Annotated in this window: 24 protein-coding genes and 1 pseudogene; 22 read left to right on the forward strand and 3 right to left on the reverse strand. The window is 40.3% G+C overall.

The genetic code is table 11. The annotated features are described in order from the left end of the window. Window positions 1-64 precede the first annotated feature (64 nt). The 5 genes from SATMO3_RS10750 to SATMO3_RS10770 all read left to right on the forward strand — a co-directional run bounded on the left by SATMO3_RS10750 (window position 65) and on the right by SATMO3_RS10770 (window position 2,044). Window positions 65-226, forward strand: coding sequence for a hypothetical protein (locus SATMO3_RS10750; RefSeq protein ID WP_371380753.1), 162 nt, complete (start codon window positions 65-67; stop codon window positions 224-226). A gap of 324 nt (window positions 227-550) precedes the next feature. Beyond that, the gene (locus tag SATMO3_RS10755; RefSeq protein ID WP_371380755.1) at window positions 551-868 is read left to right on the forward strand and encodes a hypothetical protein; all 318 of its coding nucleotides are present in this window, start codon (window positions 551-553) and stop codon (window positions 866-868) included. A 1-nt stretch (window position 869) separates the two neighbouring features. Beyond that, window positions 870-1,430, forward strand: coding sequence for a GH25 family lysozyme (locus SATMO3_RS10760; protein ID WP_371380757.1), 561 nt, complete (start codon window positions 870-872; stop codon window positions 1,428-1,430). 15 nt (window positions 1,431-1,445) lie between these two features. Then, window positions 1,446-1,604: a hypothetical protein gene (locus SATMO3_RS10765; RefSeq protein WP_371380759.1), complete on the forward strand. Its 159-nt coding sequence runs from the start codon at window positions 1,446-1,448 to the stop codon at window positions 1,602-1,604. Between the two features lie 128 nt (window positions 1,605-1,732). After that, the gene (locus SATMO3_RS10770; protein WP_371380761.1) at window positions 1,733-2,044 is read left to right on the forward strand and encodes a hypothetical protein; all 312 of its coding nucleotides are present in this window, start codon (window positions 1,733-1,735) and stop codon (window positions 2,042-2,044) included. 240 nt (window positions 2,045-2,284) lie between these two features. Here the strand turns inward: SATMO3_RS10770 and SATMO3_RS10775 are convergent, their stop codons facing one another. Then, window positions 2,285-2,650, reverse strand: coding sequence for a helix-turn-helix domain-containing protein (locus tag SATMO3_RS10775; RefSeq protein WP_371380763.1), 366 nt, complete (start codon window positions 2,648-2,650; stop codon window positions 2,285-2,287). Between the two features lie 350 nt (window positions 2,651-3,000). Here SATMO3_RS10775 and SATMO3_RS10780 point away from each other — a divergent pair, with 350 nt between their 5' ends. The 5 genes from SATMO3_RS10780 to SATMO3_RS10800 all read left to right on the forward strand — a co-directional run bounded on the left by SATMO3_RS10780 (window position 3,001) and on the right by SATMO3_RS10800 (window position 6,484). Then, a complete protein-coding gene (locus SATMO3_RS10780; protein WP_371380765.1) occupies window positions 3,001-3,225 on the forward strand; it encodes a hypothetical protein in 225 nt (74 codons plus the stop codon). A 175-nt stretch (window positions 3,226-3,400) separates the two neighbouring features. After that, window positions 3,401-3,946 carry a hypothetical protein gene (locus tag SATMO3_RS10785; RefSeq protein ID WP_371380767.1) on the forward strand — a complete coding sequence of 182 codons (546 nt, stop codon included), beginning with the start codon at window positions 3,401-3,403 and terminating at the stop codon, window positions 3,944-3,946. Between the two features lie 516 nt (window positions 3,947-4,462). Continuing rightward, entirely contained in the window at window positions 4,463-4,693 is a 231-nt protein-coding gene (locus tag SATMO3_RS10790) for a hypothetical protein (RefSeq protein ID WP_371380769.1), read from the forward strand. Window positions 4,694-5,815: 1,122 nt separating this feature from the next. Further along, complete coding sequence (locus tag SATMO3_RS10795) at window positions 5,816-5,962, forward strand: hypothetical protein (RefSeq protein WP_371380770.1); 147 nt, start codon at window positions 5,816-5,818, stop codon at window positions 5,960-5,962. 282 nt (window positions 5,963-6,244) lie between these two features. Continuing rightward, the gene (locus SATMO3_RS10800) at window positions 6,245-6,484 is read left to right on the forward strand and encodes a hypothetical protein (RefSeq protein WP_371380772.1); all 240 of its coding nucleotides are present in this window, start codon (window positions 6,245-6,247) and stop codon (window positions 6,482-6,484) included. Here SATMO3_RS10800 and SATMO3_RS10805 read toward each other — a convergent pair. Beyond that, window positions 6,462-6,686, reverse strand: coding sequence for a hypothetical protein (locus SATMO3_RS10805; protein WP_371380774.1), 225 nt, complete (start codon window positions 6,684-6,686; stop codon window positions 6,462-6,464). The genes SATMO3_RS10800 and SATMO3_RS10805 overlap by 23 nt on opposite strands. 788 nt (window positions 6,687-7,474) lie before the next feature. Here SATMO3_RS10805 and SATMO3_RS10810 point away from each other — a divergent pair. Both SATMO3_RS10810 and SATMO3_RS10815 read left to right on the forward strand, forming a co-directional pair. Continuing rightward, the gene (locus SATMO3_RS10810; RefSeq protein ID WP_371380776.1) at window positions 7,475-7,651 is read left to right on the forward strand and encodes a hypothetical protein; all 177 of its coding nucleotides are present in this window, start codon (window positions 7,475-7,477) and stop codon (window positions 7,649-7,651) included. A 189-nt stretch (window positions 7,652-7,840) separates the two neighbouring features. Then, window positions 7,841-8,176 (forward strand): cupin domain-containing protein, encoded by a 336-nt coding sequence (locus SATMO3_RS10815; RefSeq protein ID WP_371380778.1) that lies wholly within the window; start codon window positions 7,841-7,843, stop codon window positions 8,174-8,176. A 282-nt stretch (window positions 8,177-8,458) separates the two neighbouring features. Here SATMO3_RS10815 and SATMO3_RS10820 read toward each other — a convergent pair whose 3' ends face one another. Next, window positions 8,459-8,902: a CBO0543 family protein gene (locus SATMO3_RS10820; protein ID WP_371380779.1), complete on the reverse strand. Its 444-nt coding sequence runs from the start codon at window positions 8,900-8,902 to the stop codon at window positions 8,459-8,461. A 669-nt stretch (window positions 8,903-9,571) separates the two neighbouring features. Here SATMO3_RS10820 and SATMO3_RS10825 point away from each other — a divergent pair. The 10 genes and pseudogenes from SATMO3_RS10825 (at window position 9,572) to SATMO3_RS10870 (ending at window position 18,750) form a co-directional block, all read left to right on the forward strand. Continuing rightward, window positions 9,572-10,608, forward strand: a pseudogene (locus tag SATMO3_RS10825) (cation:proton antiporter). Window positions 10,609-12,225: 1,617 nt separating this feature from the next. Further along, the gene (locus SATMO3_RS10830; RefSeq protein WP_371380781.1) at window positions 12,226-12,540 is read left to right on the forward strand and encodes a hypothetical protein; all 315 of its coding nucleotides are present in this window, start codon (window positions 12,226-12,228) and stop codon (window positions 12,538-12,540) included. 669 nt (window positions 12,541-13,209) lie between these two features. After that, the gene (locus tag SATMO3_RS10835; RefSeq protein ID WP_371380782.1) at window positions 13,210-13,440 is read left to right on the forward strand and encodes a hypothetical protein; all 231 of its coding nucleotides are present in this window, start codon (window positions 13,210-13,212) and stop codon (window positions 13,438-13,440) included. A 182-nt stretch (window positions 13,441-13,622) separates the two neighbouring features. Continuing rightward, window positions 13,623-14,069, forward strand: coding sequence for a cupin domain-containing protein (locus tag SATMO3_RS10840; RefSeq protein WP_371380784.1), 447 nt, complete (start codon window positions 13,623-13,625; stop codon window positions 14,067-14,069). 271 nt (window positions 14,070-14,340) lie between these two features. Beyond that, complete coding sequence (locus SATMO3_RS10845) at window positions 14,341-14,613, forward strand: hypothetical protein (RefSeq protein ID WP_371380786.1); 273 nt, start codon at window positions 14,341-14,343, stop codon at window positions 14,611-14,613. Between the two features lie 706 nt (window positions 14,614-15,319). Next, window positions 15,320-15,646 (forward strand): YnfA family protein, encoded by a 327-nt coding sequence (locus SATMO3_RS10850; protein ID WP_371380788.1) that lies wholly within the window; start codon window positions 15,320-15,322, stop codon window positions 15,644-15,646. A 278-nt stretch (window positions 15,647-15,924) separates the two neighbouring features. Then, on the forward strand, window positions 15,925-16,221 hold the full coding sequence (locus SATMO3_RS10855; RefSeq protein ID WP_371380789.1) for a hypothetical protein: 297 nt from the start codon (window positions 15,925-15,927) through the stop codon (window positions 16,219-16,221). 280 nt (window positions 16,222-16,501) lie between these two features. Continuing rightward, window positions 16,502-16,948, forward strand: coding sequence for a MarR family winged helix-turn-helix transcriptional regulator (locus tag SATMO3_RS10860; RefSeq protein WP_371380791.1), 447 nt, complete (start codon window positions 16,502-16,504; stop codon window positions 16,946-16,948). A 68-nt stretch (window positions 16,949-17,016) separates the two neighbouring features. Next, window positions 17,017-17,607 (forward strand): hypothetical protein, encoded by a 591-nt coding sequence (locus SATMO3_RS10865; RefSeq protein WP_371380793.1) that lies wholly within the window; start codon window positions 17,017-17,019, stop codon window positions 17,605-17,607. A 30-nt stretch (window positions 17,608-17,637) separates the two neighbouring features. Continuing rightward, the gene (locus tag SATMO3_RS10870) at window positions 17,638-18,750 is read left to right on the forward strand and encodes a nitroreductase (protein WP_371380794.1); all 1,113 of its coding nucleotides are present in this window, start codon (window positions 17,638-17,640) and stop codon (window positions 18,748-18,750) included. Window positions 18,751-19,296: the final 546 nt, after the last annotated feature.

The raw sequence follows: 19,296 nt of genomic DNA on the forward strand, positions 1-19,296 counted from the left end.
AAACTCTGCACTTTGTGGCGGAAAACTCTGCATTTTGATTGACTGCTTACAAGCAGATCGTATTATGGAGGATGGTGAAGAAATATCAAAGAAATATCACAGACACGTTCTTTCTCCCTGTGATGATATATCAAACGAAGACGAAAGAGTAATTGCGGTGGCAAACGCCGTTTGGACTGAGGAAGTCATAGCGAACTATCGAGCATCAATAGAACCAATAGAATAAACCGAAGTAACACCTGTAGAAACGCCGGAATAGGGCGTTATTTTTATGTGGAGCAAACTCATAGACCTCCTTAAACAAATCATAGGCAACCTACCGTTAACACTGTCGGACTCTACAGAGCCTACAGATGTCTCATGGAATCGCATAACAATGACAATAGAATTCGTACTGATAATCGTAATGTCACCACCGATCCTGGTGGTGACATTAGTTTATTTTCCGCAGTACTTCGAGAACCTTATGCGCATATGGTTGCCGATGTTGACAGCTTATGGATTACATTTGACTACTAATGCTTTCAAAAAGAAATAACGGAGGTGATGCATGGATAAAATAGAGCATCTTGAGTCACGCGTTGATAAACTTGAGGATGACATTAGACCATTACTGTCGTTGCCAACACAGATGAACATGTTGATTGACGTACAGAAACAAACTAATGAAAGTATTAAGGAAACTAACGCGAGTATTAAAGACTTATCAACACATATATCTACTAACTATGTTCAAGAGAAAATCTGCAGTGAACGCTGTGGGATATTTAAGGATGACCTAAAAGACCTGAAGGATTTCCGTAAGTGGGTCTATGGTGCAATCATAGTAGGACTGTTCAATGTATCACTTAAGTTTGTCGGAGGTTAAGATGAAAGGCATAGACGTAAGTGAAAACAATGGTTATATCGATTGGCAAGCTGTAGCTAACGCAGGAATCGAATTCGCAATCATACGTTGTTCTTATGGATTACATTCGAAAGACTCAATGTTCCTGCAGCATGTCCAAGGAGCAAAAGCAGCAGGACTTAAGGTTGGATCCTATCACTATTCTTATGCACTCTCGGTATCTGATGCATTACAAGAGGCAATAAACTGCAGAGAAGCTATTGATTCCGCAGGAGTACTTTTGGAACTACCTGTGTTCTTCGATATGGAGGATGCAGATCACTATAAGGTTAACCACGGATTTGCTTTTGATTCAACTGAGATCACAGCCATGTGTAGAGTTTTTGTAGATAACATAGGACTCGATTGTGGCATCTATGCGTCTTACTCTTGGCTCACTGATTATATCGATTGGCGAAGCATAGGTTGTGCCGTATGGAATGCGCAATGGAGTACTCGTGACGATCTCAAGGGCTACATGTGGCAGTATACAGATTCACTTGAGATCAACGGTAAATACTTTGATGGGAACATTAAATACTAAGGAGTGAGCGAAGCGATGGATAAACAAAAGTTAGTTACCAAAGTTAACGAAGCTGGTCATGCTATTGATGATTCTGTAGAGTCTTACGCAGAACGCCATAAGTTTCCCAAGTGGAAAGTATGGCTCGGTGCTGCAGTAGTACTTGGGTTAGTACTGGTGGTGATCTGCCATTGATAAGACAAAAGTTACGCTCATTGGTATTATTGTTGTGCTTGCTTGTGTCTGTACCTATTTGCTCTTCGGCCGAGCAAGTGTATCAATTGACGGAACCGCAGTTGACAATATTAGAGCAGGACTCAGCGATGCTCAGAAGCAAAGTAGTGAAGCTAGAGAACGAACTAATGAAATCAGAAACGGACTTGCAGACAGCGCAACAAAAGCTGGCGCAATATCAGAAGGACTCAACGAAACTGCAGACTCAATTGGTAACATTAGGGAACAAATCGAAACTGCTAGAGCAGAACTTAGAAGTTGTACAGACATCCTTGACGAAATCGACAGCATACATCGATCAGCTAGAACAACGGGAAAAACAATTGGAGGCTCAAATTAAACGCGAAAAACTTGAAAAGTACGGATTGGCTCTTGCGCTGATCTATAGTCTTATACACTAGCAGCTATGCTGCGTTGCGGTCTATAGGGTATCTTAGGATGCTCTGTAGGCCGCTTTTGTCGTTTCTATATGATGTTGTTGAGGATAACTTTTGCTGTCCATACCTTAAGCCGAAAACTTATGTCTGAGATTTGTAGAGGGATTTTCCAGAAGTTCATTCCTGTAGTGGCTCGATTGCTAAACATGTCTGAAGTATTCGCCATTGGTGAAGAAAGAGATAGACAAAAGAAAAACGTAACGGTTATCTCACGTTACGTTCAATAGCTTCTTTAGCTCTCTTAATTTTATCCTCTTGATATCTTATGAATGCTTCAGCAATGAAGGGCAACGCTTGTTTATCGTAAAGCATCTCTTTGATTTCTTCAGGAATATGATCGAGGTCGTAAGGATTATCTACAAGATGGCTATAGCTTACTCCATAGATTTCAGCAAACTTCTCAAGATAGTCCTTACGAGGGTTTTTCACTTGATCTGTTTCGTACCGTTGGATTACCGTTTGACCTACACCCATACGATTCGCAACGTCCCATTGCGTCATATTATCCATCCGTTCTCTGGCGTCCCTCAAACGTCCACCTAATGTTCTCGCTATCTTTACAGTTGCCATCTATAACATCTCCTTTGTGTTAATCTTGAGTTAACACAAATATAGCATAATTTTGTGTTATTTGTCAATGGAAGACAAAATAAAATTTCAACAGCTATTCACATGAATCTCAGAAGATATGATACAATACACCAGGAGGTGGAGCACCCGCTTTCCTGTAAACATACTGCAGATTTGACAAGAGAAAATGCCTAAAGATGTAGACTATGCTTAGCCTTAAGTTATGCGCCCGTAGCTCAGGGGATAGAGCACCGGCCTCCGGAGCCGGGAGCACCATAGGAAAATCAAGCTTTCTCAGGTTTACTGAGAAGGCTTTTTTCGTGCTTGGGGCTTATTGTGGGGCTTAATAGGTGCTTCTTCCGTACAATCCCGCACCGGAAGAATCGGAAGATCCCCGTGATCCCGAACAAACAATCCTACGCGTCACAATGATCGACTCCAGTGAACGAGAATACAAGCTGCCTAATGCAGACCTTGACGGTTTCGTGACCTGGCTCACCCGTACCAGTTGGTACTGGTACTGCGGTCTATGTGCTGAACAAAATGACCGGCAGCAAAGAGTATCTGGCTTTTGACAAAATCATCAGCTTTGAAGTGCTTCCGGTAGCGTAATAGCTCAAATCCATCTCTCAGCCATTTGGCCGGGGGCTGGGATTTTTTATTTTGCCGCCTAACGGAAAATTTTTTGATACTAAAATTTAATTGTTCGGAAAATAATATATCAGAGTCAATAGTCGAGGAGGTTTAGCGATGAGTAATCAAGTTATACTATGGAGCCTGATGATTCTACCATGGTTTACATTATACTTCATGCCCAAAGACGCTAGAAAGCGGTTTATGCCTGTAGCTCTGTTTTCGATAGTAATATGTATACTATTTGTAGAGATGGGGCAAACCTTAGGTTGGTTTGTTTGGGAAGAAGCAGCTTACCCATTTAAAGCACCTTCGTATATATTCGGAGCAAATACCATTGCTACTATGTGGCTTTTCTATTTTCTGTACGGTCGATTTTGGAGATACTTTGCAGTGGATACAATACTAAACTTTGGTTTTATATATTTGTTTCATGTGTATTATCTTGGCAATAGAGGTATTTTTCATGAGGTAAGTCTGAATCCTTTATTAAACGTGGTATACGCGAACATAATTAGTATTTTGTTATATGGCTATCAGATGTGGCAAGAAGGTGTCTTTGAGCGTGCTGAAACTAAATCTACCAGCCCCTCCTTTGCTAACTTACAACCTGCAGCAACTAAACCATTGACTGAGAGCCACAAAGATAACGATTACGAATAAATGGCTAGCTTCGAAGTGACTCCGGTAGCGTAATGTTACTATGACTGCAGCCGCCTGCCGGGCTCGTCCTGGTGGGCGGCTGTTTGCGTTTGCAGGGAAATTATCCCACGACAAAGAATGTACATCACAAGGCAGCTTAAAAAAGGAGATGTTTATATGAAAAAACTTATGATTATATTAATATCTTAGTTTTAGCATATATTCTACAGCTTTTGCTATGTTAAATATCGAAAGAAATGATTTTAATGGACAAGTCAGGTGCTTCTTCTTTAACATGGAGATGGGTTTTATAGACAAATAGTTTTTTCAAGTAAAATAGATGATTTTATAGCCAAATTCAAAACTGCTAATAAAATTACTATGCGACTTTCTTATATAGATATAGCTTTGAATGACAACACTAATTATACTTTTGAATAACAAGATACAATATAAGACCTTACGACTGTCGGAAGCAGAGGAAATTGCCGATGCGCTTGGCTATGAATTAGTATGGGAAAAACGGGAGGGGTAGAAATGGACAGAAAGCTAAGAACAGCCTTGCAAACAACTATAGATGATTATTACGCCATTGATAAGGAGATTAATCATCCCAGTACGGCACCAGATAGAGGGTTGCAGTTATTTGCGGCTAAAGAGGCCCTTAATCAAGTATTACAACATTTTATGAACTCTGAATATATCGAATATGTCAATGGCCGGTGGCAGATTAAAATTATTGTTGTGGAATCTTTTCCGCGCGAATAATAAAAGAACCCCAGGAGTAACCGGGGTAGTGACGCATACGTAAAAATGAATTTGTGCTTTGCCGCATCCTCCGGGGTGCGGTTTTGTTTTCATTATTGTAATATGAGCTTTTAACAAATTCTTTTGAAATACAAATAGCTTAAAATTATTGCATTGAATTTGTTGAGGGAGGCAAGCATGGTATTTAAGCATGAATGTGGAGGACGTGCTCACACCGCTGGATATAAAGCGATGCACGGATGGAATACATGTATTTGTATTAGATGTGGCGATGTATTCTATAAATGGATTACGAAAAAAATGTTAGGATTAATAACCTAGCCGCTCACCGAGCGGTTTAATTTTTTAAAGGTAATTATAATATCAGCCCAATACAATAAGATTGTCTCCATAATAAAACCATACATTACCTAGTTTTACCCCGGCCAGCGTGCCGGGTCCTTTTTTATTTCCACTCATTGCCGCTTGTTGATCGTGAACATATGTTCTAAATTAAATACAAGCAAATGTTCTATAAACGAGGAGCTGAATGGAAAATAAATACAAAGTACCCGTAGGTGTAACTGCCTATCATGATCCAGATGGCAAAATAAAACCCCTTTGCCTACATTGGACAGACGGGCGTAAGTACGAGGTTGACAAATTGCTTGACGTTCGTATGGCAGCATCACTCAAAGCAGGGGGGGTGGGCATGAGGTATAATTGCTGGATTGTGAATAAGCAAGTGTACCTATTCTGTGATGAGGGTAAATGTCTTATGGAAAAATAATACAATAGTTTGTCATGTCACAGACTAACTTTTGTGGTTTCGAGTGATTTTGGTATTAAAGTATCATGTTACTTCAATGACTTATTGCGAGTCTGCGCCATTCAGTCTGATTTTTTTATTTTTTAAGGCATAAAAAGGATTTTTTGACATAGACTGTAATATTCTTTGTTTGGAGGGGTAGTATGCTTTTAGATTTTGTATATGGCATGATGGCCGTTGGGGTTATTACTTTATGTTCTTTGGTTTATATGTATTGTAAGCAACCTTGATTCTAACCCTCGGGAAACCGGGGGATTATTCTTTATGAATAACTCCTTTGTATACAGATTAAGCTATCTAAAAGGAGTGTGGCAATGATGATGGATGGTGGATTTTTTCCGGTTGGGATGATATTCATGGTTTTGTATGTTGTTGTGGTTATTTACGTGCTAATGCAACTGAATGGCATAAATAAAGCGTTGCAGCGGATTGCCAGTGCACTAGAAAGAAAGCAAGAGTGATCACCGCCGCCTGCCGGGTTCGCCCTGGTGGGCGGATTTTAATTTGTAATTAATTTGTCACAAACTCGTCATATATTTGCAAGATTTTCTCGTTATAATAGAGTCAACTAAAGGTAAGAGAAAGGACTGGATCTATATGCTTGACGTAATATATATATTATTATTAGGCACAACATGTATAACTATGTTAATATCTGTACAGAGAGGATATGGAACTATTAAATATTGGAATGATATCCCTATTGTGAAATTAATTAATATAATTCGCAAGGTAAAACTAATGTGAGTTGCTCTATTGTTGATAGGGTGGCTTTTTTATTTTGGGCAGAAAAATACCGCTTAATTGGCGGTATTCTCGGTTTTATACTGTTGTCGCATGGCTATAATTCTGTCCATGTCGGCATCCACCTTGGGTATTCATTTATTATCGCTACTTTCATGGGGCTATGGCCGCAGCACGTAGGCTCCTGCATTACAGCCGGGGCTTACACCCCGACCATTATTCGTACATTTCTGGGTTAGCCCCTGGTACGTCCCAGCCAAGCATTGAACCGACAAGCATAGCCTTTACCTGGGCTTTGGTCACGCCTATCGCCTGATTTAACTCGTCAGCAGTGGCTCGGGATTGTATAGGGTAGTAGCCTGACTCCTCGCGTTTTATTGCTATTACCTCCCCGGTACTCGGTAAATTCACATAGCAGTGGTCTGGTAGACCTACAAACATTTTTATTGCCTCCTCTTTAATAACCGTAGTGGCTGTCAATCTCTTCTGTACACAGTCGTCCGGTGTCTCCCCTGGGCTGGACGCTAGGCCGGGGATTCTGCGGGTTTAATTTGATATATGTCTTTTAATTGCTTCACGTTTCTGCCCTGTGGCAATAATAAATCAAAATCTTCCATTACCGGAACTAATTCATTCACGTCATTGGTACACCCTTCCGTCGCCAGCATCTTCATCCCAGATAAGCTATTCACCGGGATAATTTAACTTTACCATTTTTTTGCCGCGCAATTCGTACATTACATTCGTCAACACTCCATTCGACGCATTCTGGAGTAATGCATTCGCGGTGTGCGTTTTTTTTTATTGGACCTGGGAAAATTGACCTGATCATGGTTGCACGATTGCTAGCTTAAGAATAGTATATAAAAACACATCAACGAAGGAGGTTGCGTGATGTTTTTTGGAGAAACGAATAGAGCTCTTTGGTTTCTCGTTTTAATAATTAGTTTGTTTTTCCTCTTTTTCAGCGATTTTGATGATACTTGTACTAGCTAGCTTTTGGGTAGATGTTATAATGAATTCTTATGCTTGGTCTTAGCCGCTCACCCAAGCGGTTTTATTCTTAAAGGCAATCCTAATATCAGCCCAATATAATAAAAGCGTCTCCATAATAAAGCCATACATTACCTAGCTTTACCCGGCCAAAGCACCGGGTCCTTTTTTTATTTTCCAGCTGTTTTTGCTGTAAAGTGCAAACATATGTTCCGCCGTCTGATTGAGGTGGTAACATGGCAAAAACATTTGTAACTGTCACAGCTGAGCATGACGAACAAGGCAATATCAAGCCTCTTTTCATGCACTGGCCCAATGGCAAAAGTTACGAATTTGACCGGGTCCTGGATGTGCGATTGGCTCCGGCCATGAAGGCAGGTGGCATGGGATGCTGTATTTATGCCGAAGTATGAACCGGGAAGTGCGGCTTTACCACGAGGAAAACAAGTAGTTTGTGGAGCATTAAACTGAATACCTTACTCGAAATTGATATTAAATACTTGCCCAACTGCAGGAGTCGTATTTATATAGGAAGAATGTAATATTAGGATGCAGTTGGTAGTATCGGCTTCGTAATATAATAAAACTGGAGGGTGACAAATATGATTATCAAAGCCCAAGATATGAACGTTGAACAGCGAACTGGTGAACGAGAAGGCACTTTGACAACGCTACTCGAAAATTCTCAGCTGCATAACAAAAGCAGCCTCTTTGCCAAAATCACCTTGAAATCAGGACGTAAAACTCCCTATCATAAACACGAAGGTGACTGCGAAGTTTATTACATCGTCTCTGGCCATGCCCAAGTAAATGATAATGGCTCTTTAAAAGATGTCAAAGCAGGCGATATTATATTTACTGATAACGGCGAAAGCCATTCGCTGGAGAATATCGGTGATGCCGATTTAGAATTCATCGCACTTATTCTCAAACTTTAACCTTTTTTCTTCTCTACCACAATATTTTTCACTACGAATTCCTAGGGTTACCATAGAAAGATAATAGTAATTAATATAAGTCTGTTTAACAATTACTTAATTATAGACGGCAAACAATACCGCATAGTACACATTATAACAACATAATTGAAGTCTTTGCCGCATCCTCAGGGATGCGCTTTTCATTGTATTTTCATAATCACTGCATATAATGAACCAGTAAACAGATGGCAGTTGTTCATAGAGTTCCCCCATTTTACCCGGACAGAATACCGGGTTCTTTTATTTTTGAGTTACGAAATTATGATATTTATTAAACAGCCAAAAGAGAAACCAATCAGATAAGTATGAATAACCTATGTTCCACCCATTCTGATAGCTGATGTGCCCAAGCCATAAATGAATATACTCAAAGAATATTACTGCCAGAGTCCATTTAAAATAATACCCCAATATCGACTTAGCTGAACGGTCATTAGGCAGCCATTGAACAAATAAATAAATGGTCACTATATAACTCCCAAGACCATTTACAAATAACGCCAGCAGTGGGTGCCCAGAATAAGACCACAGAGAATAATACACCATAATAGCTTCAACAACTAATGATAACCATGATGCAAATATACATACCGACAGATATTCGTACCATCTTCCTTTTCTAGCAAAAGCTAGCCACATGGCCCATGAAAAAATAAATTGACCTATCCAAAAAGCCCAAACCATGTGCTTGCCTCCTTTGTAGATAATGTTTCCCATCATTAATTATCTAGAACATACAGTTTGCGTCATGCTGTTGGATTGTCATTTAACCGGGTTTAACTCAAAGACGATCATGTTATCCCGTATCATTTTTTAGGTAGACATTGGCGAAGTGAAACGCAAAGCCCATCCCTCAACCAATTTATTTTGGCAGGGAGGGGCTTTATGTTTTTCATCCATGATTCTTCCCCTTAAAAAAGTATATTTTTTTTAGCTTGCCCATAGAGAAAACGAGTCATGCTAATCTTCTGGCTAGTGCGCCGGCTCTTTTAGATTTGACATCTTACCCACTTTTTGATAAAGTTTAGTACAGTTGAATAAACATTAAATTCGGTTGGACAGGAAACTGTTTTCAAGTCGTCTGGGTGACTCAGGGGGGAGGCCCAGACTTTTTGAAAGCAGTTTTCTCTTTTTATGCAAAAAAAGGGCTGCTTTTTGTTGTGTAATAAGAGATGCATAGTAAAGGATGGTGATATAAGAGATAAGACTGAAGTAAATAAGTCAAAAATTACTGTCTTGATATAACAGGGGAAGGTGTGCTATCAATGTTTTTGTTTTTACAAATATTGATCATTTTACTTACCAACTAAATTCGGTGGAGCGCTAAGTGTTAAGCTAAGACAGCCAGCAGTATTGGGTAAACTTGTTAGCGGTATTCTTATCGGTCCGGCGGTGTTGGGGTGGATTTCCCCCTCCGAAATGATTACGCAGATTAGCGAGATCGGCGTTTTACTCTTAATGTTCATTGCCGGTCTTGAAACAGATATTAAGGCTCTTAATCAAAATCTTAATTCGTCCATTGCCGTCGCAGTAGGCGGAATTGCCGCGCCATTACTTTTTGGCTACCTGGCCGGTTTAGTAATTGACATGGACCAAAGCCATGCGTTATTTTAGGCCTGCTATTTTCGGCTACCTCGGTGAGTATTTCTGCCCAAACACTCAAAGAACTTGGACAGTTAAAAAGCCATGAAAGCACAACCATATTGGGGGCGGCTGTGCTGGATGACATTTTAGTCGTTATAGTGCTGGCGATTGTGATGAGCCTGCTCACGGCAGAGCAAGTAAGTCTTAGTTTAATTATCGGCAAGAAATTCTTGTTCTTTGCCGCAATTGCTTTACTTGGCTGGAAAGGTGTACCGTGGGTATTAAGAATATTAGCTCCTTTGCGAGTATCTGAAACGGTTGCCAGTGCGGCGCTAATCATTTGTTTCTTTTTTGCCTATTTGTCTGAATTACTTGGTGTTGCCGGGATCATCGGAGCGTTTTCTGCCGGTATAGCGATTTCGCAAACTAAGTACCACAAAGTGGAGAGCAAAATCCAGCCTATCGCTTATGCTTTTTTTGTGCCGGTGTTTTTTGTCAGTATCGGGCTTTCTGTTTCTTTTGCCGGGACAGGCGGCCAGGGTTGGATGATTATCGGGCTTACGATAGTTGCCATTTTAACCAAGCTGTTAGGATCGGGGCTAGGAGCGAGACTAACTGGTTTTAGCAATATATCATCACTGGGAATAGGGGCTGGCATGGTATCACGCGGGGAAGTTGCGCTCATTTTAGCAGCGGATCGGCTTAGAGGCCAACTTACTGCATCCAGAAAACTTTACCGCAGTAATTGTCGTAGTTATCCTAACCACGCTGGTAACACCACTCATGTTAAAGGGGCTGTTCACTAGGAAAGAACTGGCACAAAAGCAATCAAACGAGGAGGGTGTTAATTAATGAATGTAAATAACTTTTTAACTATATAATTAAAAATATTGCTAGTGCGAATGATTTTGCCGCATCCTCAGGGGGCGGTTTTTATTTTAGACGATAGTCCTATATACGCAAGCATTGTGTTTGACGATATATTAAGTAGAGATAGGGAGGCGATGCTGATGTTTTTTACTTATGAGTTAGCCAAACAGCAAGTCGTGCTTAAACGTCGGCGTTGGTCGACATGGATGCGTTTACTTATGTTAGCTGTAATACTTTACTTTGTGTTTAGGGTGTTATAAGCTGTGCTTTAGCTCCGGACTTTGTCAAATTTTTTCATTTTTACTGAGCAATCTATGCTAATCCTTGCCGCGTAATCCGGATGGAGCTTTTCTAAAGTAATTCTAAAATTAGCCAATTATAATAAAAATATCTCCTTTACATAAACTTCCTCTCTATACCCGGTCGGTGCTGCCGGGTTCTTTTTTATTTTCACTGTAACCGATTTTCCTTGTGAATCATAAGATACAATATACATCACGTCACGACACACAACAAAGGAGGACTTTTATGGGATTTGGAGGCTTCGGTGGACGTGGTAGAGGCGGTTTTATCGTTGTAATAATCATTATAATTATTTTATTACTATTTTGCGGTTGTGAGGATGATTTCTCAACTTGCTAGCCGCCTAATCCCCACCATGGATCATTAGGTTATCTCCTTAGCTCTGCCCGGCCCGTGTGGGGCCGGGCGTTTTTATATTACGGTGTATGGTCGGTATTTCTATTTATTTCCTCTTGCATTTGCAAAACTCATGTTCTGCAAGAGGTGTTTGTAATGGGTAAGACATTCGTTAATGCCAAATGTGTAAAACACATAAAAATATGCTCCGGGGGGCGGTTTTTATTTAATCCTTACCGACGTAAATCCGGATGAAGATTTTCTAAAGTAATTCTAAAATTAGCCAATTACAATAAAAGTACTCCATATTATGGTTTACATATATCTCCATGCTACCCGGTCAGCGCTGCCGGGTTCTTTTTTATTATCAATGTAACAGATTTTCCTTGTGAGTCATAAGATACAATGTACATCACGTCACAACAAAGGAGGGATTTTTATGGGATTTGGAAGCTTCGGTGGTCGTGGTGGAGGTAGTTTTATCTTTATAATAATCATTATAATCATCTTACTATTTTTCTGCGGCTTTGAGGATGATTTTAGCTCAACTTGCTAACCTAATCCACCACTCCGGATCATTACTTAATTGAAAAGCTATCTCCTTAGCTGTGCCCGGCCTGTGTGGCCGGGCATCTTTATATTAATCCAGGTACTGCTATTAGCTATTGACTAAATATAGCATTCGGCATTAAGGAACACCGTTCGACCAGATCAGCAGCTTCTGAAGTGATTGCGGTAATGCAATAATTCACAGCCCATCTCTCAGCCATTTGACCGGGAGATGGGCTGTTTTATTTCGGTTCGGTTTTGCCGCTGGATAACTTTTTAAAATCTTACAATACTATCTAAACATATTCTAATTTATGACTGCTATATTAATATATGGATTCAATTCAAATACAGGGAGTGTTATCATGCGGAAGATAGTTAAAAATCTGGTTGTATTTTCAATGGTAGGATTAATGCAAGTGGGTTTATTTGCCTCTGCAGCTGAAGCCGCTGCACCCAGACCAGGTGATCCGCCGGGTTACGAACATCGGAACGATCAGCATCAGCGGGATATAGAAAAAGAAAAGGAGCGTCGAATCCAAGAAGAGAATAGACGCCATGAACATGAAATGAAGCGGCGCCCTCACGAGAGTAAAAGAGACTGGCACGAGCGGCAAGAACGCGAAAAGGAACGTCACGAAAGAGCAATATATGAGATTATGCATAGAGGCCCCAGATAATTACATAGTTTAACCACTGCCGCCTGCCGGGTTCGTCCTGGTGGGTGGCTTTTTTTTATGGCAGGGAATGCAGGTATTCTTTTCAGGCTTTTTTCAGAATTGGGTTGTACAATAAATTTACATTAATTTAAAAATCTTGACTATGTAGTCGCGATATATTTATTTAAAGAACATTTAAAGGAGGATTACGGCAATGTCCTTTACTGATTTATTTAAAGTTCGCCGTGATGGCCAGATTCCGATACTAAATATGCTGCTGATGGCACTATTATTTGCAATCTTTGTATATAAACTATTTATTGATTAAACAGCATTTTCGGCCTGGCTTTGACGTATAGACCGTTTTCCCGGCTCACTATGAGCATTTCATTTTAACTTTTATATAAAATACTTAGGTAGGCAACAGGGGGCAGCCTGCTCCCGTAAAGCTGGTCAATGCAGCGCAATTACTACCAGTTCCGCATCATTCGAGGTGCGGTTTTTCATTGATTTTTCATAATCACTTCCTATAATAACTCTGTAAGCAGTTGGTTCCTGTTTTACAAATGATTCTCCACTTTGCCCGGCCAGTGCGCCGGGTTCTTTTCTATTTCCAATTATTTCTGCTTGCAATTCCGGAACGGACGTTCTGTGCTAATGCAAACAGGTGTTCTGTAAGAGGCGTTTGTAATGGGTAAGACATTCGTAAAAATCACAGCGGATCATGATATTAATGGTGTTGTCATGCCGAAAATTCTACACTGGCCAGACGGCCGCCAATGGGAAATAGATAAAGCCTTTGACGTTCGCATGACGGCATCACTCAAAGCAGGGGGCCAGGGAATCAGGTATACCTGCCGTATAGCAAATAAACAGGTGTATCTATCCTGCGATGAAGGTAAGTGGTTTATTGAGAAATAATGCTGAATGGAAAGGCGTGTTTGGTTTGGGATCTGAAGAAACATCATATTCTGTTTGATCGTGAAGGTCAAAAAAGATATTAGCTCTCCTGTTTTGAAAATGTAGACATAGTGAGTATACATATCACCTAATTTTGCGTAGCGTCATATAATGATAACAAACGCCCGGCAAAGGAGGATAATATGAATTGTCCCAAATATTACATGAATAAAGCGCCAAGCGCTTATCAGACAATTGACCATGGTCCAAAACCTTTTGTCGTAAATATATCGCAGGCAACAAAACAAAATAAGACATTTCGCACTGCTATATGGACGGGCGGCTTTATGCAGCTAACCCTAATGTGTATCCCTGTTGGCGGTGATATTGGGCTGGAAATTCATCCTCATCTTGACCAGTTTATCCATATTGAAAAAGGGTTGGGGATTGTTAAAATGGGCGCTCGTAAAAATGATTTGTGTTTCCAAAGAAATGTTGGTGACGGTTATGCCTTTGTTATTCCAGCAGGGACTTGGCATAACCTAATTAATACAGGGGATAGCCCATTGAAACTGTTTTCAATTTATGCGCCACCCCAGCATCCGAAAGGAACCGTACATCTAACAAAGGCAGATGAACACAGCTATTAAAAAAACAACCAAAGATTATGTCCCTAAGAAATATAAGATTTTAAGTCCTTTAGTTCCTAAACAGTCGCCTGCCGGGTTTATTCTGGTGGGGACTTTTTCAGTATTTATAAAAAAGCTCGCAGATGTGCAGAACCCTCCGGCAGGGAAGCGGTATATTTTAAGTAAGAAAAGTTGTCCGCTGGAACTTTTTAACTGAACGATTCTAAAAAAAATCTAAAACTTGATTGATATTATGTAAACGTGATTTCAATATTCTACAAGGAGGTTTTACATGAAAAGTGTAAAAAAGAAAATTATGGTGTATTCTATGTTAGGATTAATGCAAGCGGGATTGTTTACTGGTGTAGCATCGGCAGCTCCTCAATATGCTGCTGAAACATCAAATCCGTCATCCGTTTTAGCATATCTAATGCAATATTGCGAAAATATCTTCTCTGTGAAAAATGGTAGCGATTTACAGACGGATTACGAGCAAGTTCTTCCGGAAAAAAGCAGAGATTCGAATAATTTCTATCAACAATTTCAAAAGAAATGTAATAAATAAATACATAACCCGGATAGCGTTTATTCGCTGTCCGGGCTTTTCGCATATGAAATATTTTTACCAAGCAAACAAAGTAGCAACCGCTACTTAGTTTTTGATAAATTATCAGCTTTGAGGTAATTCCAGTAGCGTATTAGCTGCCATATCTATATACGCCTGCCGGGCTCGTCCTGGTGAGCGGTTTGCGCTAACCCCTGCCAGCGCGAGCCTGGTTAGGTTTTCTAAAGTAATTCTAAAATTAGCCAACTATAATAAATTCATCTCCTTTACATAGAACTTCCTCTCTATACCCGGACAGTGCGCTGGGTTCTTTTTATTTCCACCGTAACAAAATCTTCTTGTGAATCATAAGATACGACATACATGATACTTAACGACTCAAATCTAAGGAGGTTTGTTCTATGGGATGTGGAGGCTTCGGTGGTCGCGGTAGTAGTTGGATTGTTATAATAATCATTATAATCATCTTATTATTATTCTGCGGTTTCGAGGATGAATGTAGCTCAATTTGCTAACCTAATCTGCCAACCCGGATCATTACTTATTTGAAAGGTTTGTCTCCTTTAGTTCTGCCCGGCCTGTGTGGCCGGGCATTTTCCATACAATAAAATACGTTTTAAGCCCATATCACATTGCCAGGGGATGGGCTTATTAGCATTTATGTAGTATAATTGATGATAACAATTTTCAATTGCTGGGAGGACATATGGAATTTATAAAATCAATAGGTTATTTTATTCTTGCTGGTTTATTCGAAATTGGTGGTGGATATCTAATTTGGCTTTGGTTACGCGAAGGAAAAGGTATTAGTTATGCAGTTGCAGGCGCAATTATACTTATTTTATATGGTGTAATCCCAACTCTGCAGCCGGCAAGCTTTGGAAGAGTTTATGCTGCGTACGGCGGGATATTTATAGTCTTATCGATTTTATGGGGCTGGGGTGTGGAAAAGGTTATTCCTGATAGATTTGATATAATTGGCGGTTTTATTTCTCTGATTGGCGTATTAGTAATAATGTATTGGCCCAGATGATCATAGGGGCCGTCTGCCGGACTCGTCCTGGCGGGCGGCTTTTGTTTTGTGCAATTTAAACGATTTAATACTCAAGCTATGAATCCAAATATTGCTGTAATGAATTGGGATTTGGCAATTGTATCTTCACTATTTCCAAGTTTTCAAAAGAAATTCTAAATAATGGTTGTTATTATTAATACATGGATTCAATATTGAACAAGGAAGTGAGTATTCCCATGAAATTTACAGGTAAAAAAATAATCGTATACTCAATGCTTGGGTTACTGCAAGTAGGGATGTTCTCGTCGGTAGCCGCAGCAGCACCAGGACCACTACATAACAATGGCTCACAACGAGTAGCATATCTTGATCGTGATGATAGGCATGATGATGAACGTCGGCGTAATCACGATGAACGCAAACGCCAGGAAAACGAGCGGCATGAAAGAGAAATGAAGCGCCGGCCCAATGAAAGTGACCGGAACTGGCACAAGCGGCAAGAGCAGGAGAAAAAGCGTCATGACCAGTCGCTGCGTGAAATAGCAGCCCTCTTGATTGGCGTTGCAATTGGTTCTGGTTCGTCGAATAATTGATTAAACTAAGCCACATTGCCAAAGTGTGGCTTTTCCCATTTTAACAATTCTAGAAATGGCCAATTAAAATAAAGGCACAGGTTCGATTCCTGCCGGCGCACCAGCAGAAAATCAGGCCTTCTGGCGATTTTGCTAGAAGGTTTTGTTACTGAAGATTTTGCTAGTGATAAGAATAAGGGTGAATGATGTTCGATTGATTCATTAAAAAAGAGCTTGACAATAACTAGTCATATCATTATATTAGTTATATAAAACTAACTAAATTAAGGAGTATATCATAATGCAGCAAGAGGAAGTCATTGTTAAAGCGATAAACATCATCTCAGAATCAATGCGCGAAAGCATGCGCCGATATAAAGAAGAAACGCAGAGCTCAAAAGAGTTGTTTAATTTATCGATAACCCAATTGCATTATCTGCATGTGATAAAGGAACGAAATAATATTACCATTACTGAGCTTGCAGAAATATTTGGTGTACAAAAATCTACTGTTACCGTGACGGTCAATAAACTTTTGCAGTGTGGATTTATTGAAAAGCTTGCGTCAGAAAGTGATTTGCGGGTAGTGTATGTCAGTTTGACCGAAAAAGGTAAGGAAATAATTGAACTGGAAGGCAAGGGCTATCGTCAGTTTGCTGCTGGCATTTTAGCAATGTTGAATGAAGAAGAACAAAATACATTTACTTTTCTTTTAAATAAAGTGATAAATAATATTACCCGCAAGTAAGCGGGTTTATATAAACAAATGTTAGTTTATATAAACTAACTATTTATAAAAGCATTAAGGAGGAACCTATGAACAAAGTAAAGTGTCTTTTTTATGTTGTGGCCATGCTAATAGTTAGTGCTGGAGTAGCGGTTAGTTGCTATGCCAACGAGTATAAAGAAAGTCAAGCGCCAGGAATATTTTTAATTGTTACAGATAGTTCAAAAGAAGCTTACGGCCCACAGCTTAAGAATGAAGTATTTTTGCAAATACGATACCAGTTAAAGGGCTCAGTGAACAAAGAAAGCGAAATTAGAAATGAAAATGCCGGCAATGCGCTTAATGAAATCAATTGGGCCGGAACAGCTGAGTTGTTGGAGCTAGCTAATCGTTTCGGGGCCAATCAGGTATTAGAAGTAGAGATATTGCCAATTAAATCTGATTTTAGCGATATCTTATTTTATAAGGCGATCAAATCGGAAGCCACACTCAGAATTCGCTTGTATGATGCTGTAAAAAGGCGGTACATACTGACTGAAGAGGTAGCCGGAATAGGGGTAAACAAAACGTATATACCGTATACCTCTGTAGGGAAAAAGCAGACAGTATGGGAAGCTGTACGCAAAGCGGCCAAGGCTGCAGCACAAAAAATCAATCAAAGCGGGTTAGCAAGAAGCTAAGTTATGTACATCCCCGATTTAGGAGGCAGAATGATGAATAGGCGGCAATTTATTACCTACAGCGGCAGCGCTCTTATCATGGCAGGTGGTTTTCCGCTGTTTCAGTCACTGGACCAGTTACAGAGCACTGAGCGGGAGAAAACTCCTGCTTTTACAGTGGTACTGGAACCGGAGATTGCTGATATATTATACCTCGCTGCCTTAGCTCCCAGCGGGCATAATGCGCAACCCTGGACAGTAAAGATGATTACCAGCTATCATTGGATAATTGGTACAGATAGTAGCCGCTGGCTGCCGGCTGTTGATCCGGAAAATCGGGAAATGATGATTTCCATCGGAGCTTTTTTGGAGAACCTGGTAACGGCGGCAAGCAGCCACGGGTATGAAGCAGAAATACGAATCTTTGCGCAAAGTACAAAAGATCCAGAGATTGCCGCTGTAAAACTGCATAAATTAGGTCAAGCTGCTAATTCGCTCATTCAGCAGATTGAATTACGCCGGACTTTAAGAAGTAATCTTATAACAAGAGAACTATCGGGTGAGGATATAAGACTGATTACGCAGGGATATCAGGATGATGTCCTCTATTACCCAAGAAACTCAAAAGAAAGTAAGGTTTTGGCGGAAGCCACTATCTTAGCGAATGAGATACAAGCATATCGCGATTCAACTCAACAGGAATTGGCAGGATGGATTCGATGGTCAAATCAGGACAGTAGGCGGTATGGCAATGGGTTAACAGCGGAGACAATGGAAATCGAAGGCGTATCACGCTGGTATGTAAAAAATTTTTATACGTATGAATCTGTGTTGAAGAAAGAATTTCGGGCAGCAACCATTAAGAAGGTAAAGGAGCAGACTGGAACTGGCAGTGGGTGGCTGGTGCTTACGAGCAAAGATACAACTGTATCTGAACTGATTCGAACCGGGCGAAACCTGCAGCAAATCTGGCTTATGGTAAGGGATAGGAACATTGCGCTTCATCCGATGACCCAGGCAATAGAGGAATCAGCGACTGGTAAAGAGCTTCCGTCAATACTGGGCATTACCGGCAACATGCAGTTGTTGCTGCGTGTAGGGTATGTCAACCATTATCCCCGTCCGGTGAGTCCGCGGATGTCCCTGCAGAAGATAATATTATGAGAGTTCATCGGCCATTGAGCTCCGGGAATTAGCCGGTTTTTCGGGAAATAATTAACATGTTCTTAATTATAATATAACAATGAATTTTCGCTTATTTGCTATAATTAAAACTGCATAATCGGTGAGTCGTCTCGGCAAGCGGGTAACTGACAATGAACGGCGAGGTGCTATCAGATGCCTCCAGTTAGATTTAGGGATGTTTTGGAACTGTTGCTGCAGTCTTTTGTTGTTAGTGCGTTGCTATTGTTATTGTTTTGTCCAAGAATTTAAATCAGGCTAAAGTCCGTAAAAATCAGTTGAAGTTGGCAGCGGGCACTGTTGACCGATGCGAGGACATCAAAAATGGCTTTCCAGCAATATTGCAGGAAGGCCATTTTTAATTTCTCGTATTAGCCATGAGTTAGAAGGTTAGACTTTTATTCGCAGGCGATTTGTGATAAAAGGTGCCTATTGGTACATCATACCATTCATACAGAATGAATGACGGTTAATAATAAGTTTAGCGCATGGAGGTAGGTTTACTACCTCTTATCTGCGTGCACTATT

This window comes from Sporomusa aerivorans (genome assembly GCF_041428895.1).
Taxonomy (GTDB): Bacteria; Bacillota; Negativicutes; order Sporomusales; family Sporomusaceae; genus Sporomusa; species Sporomusa aerivorans.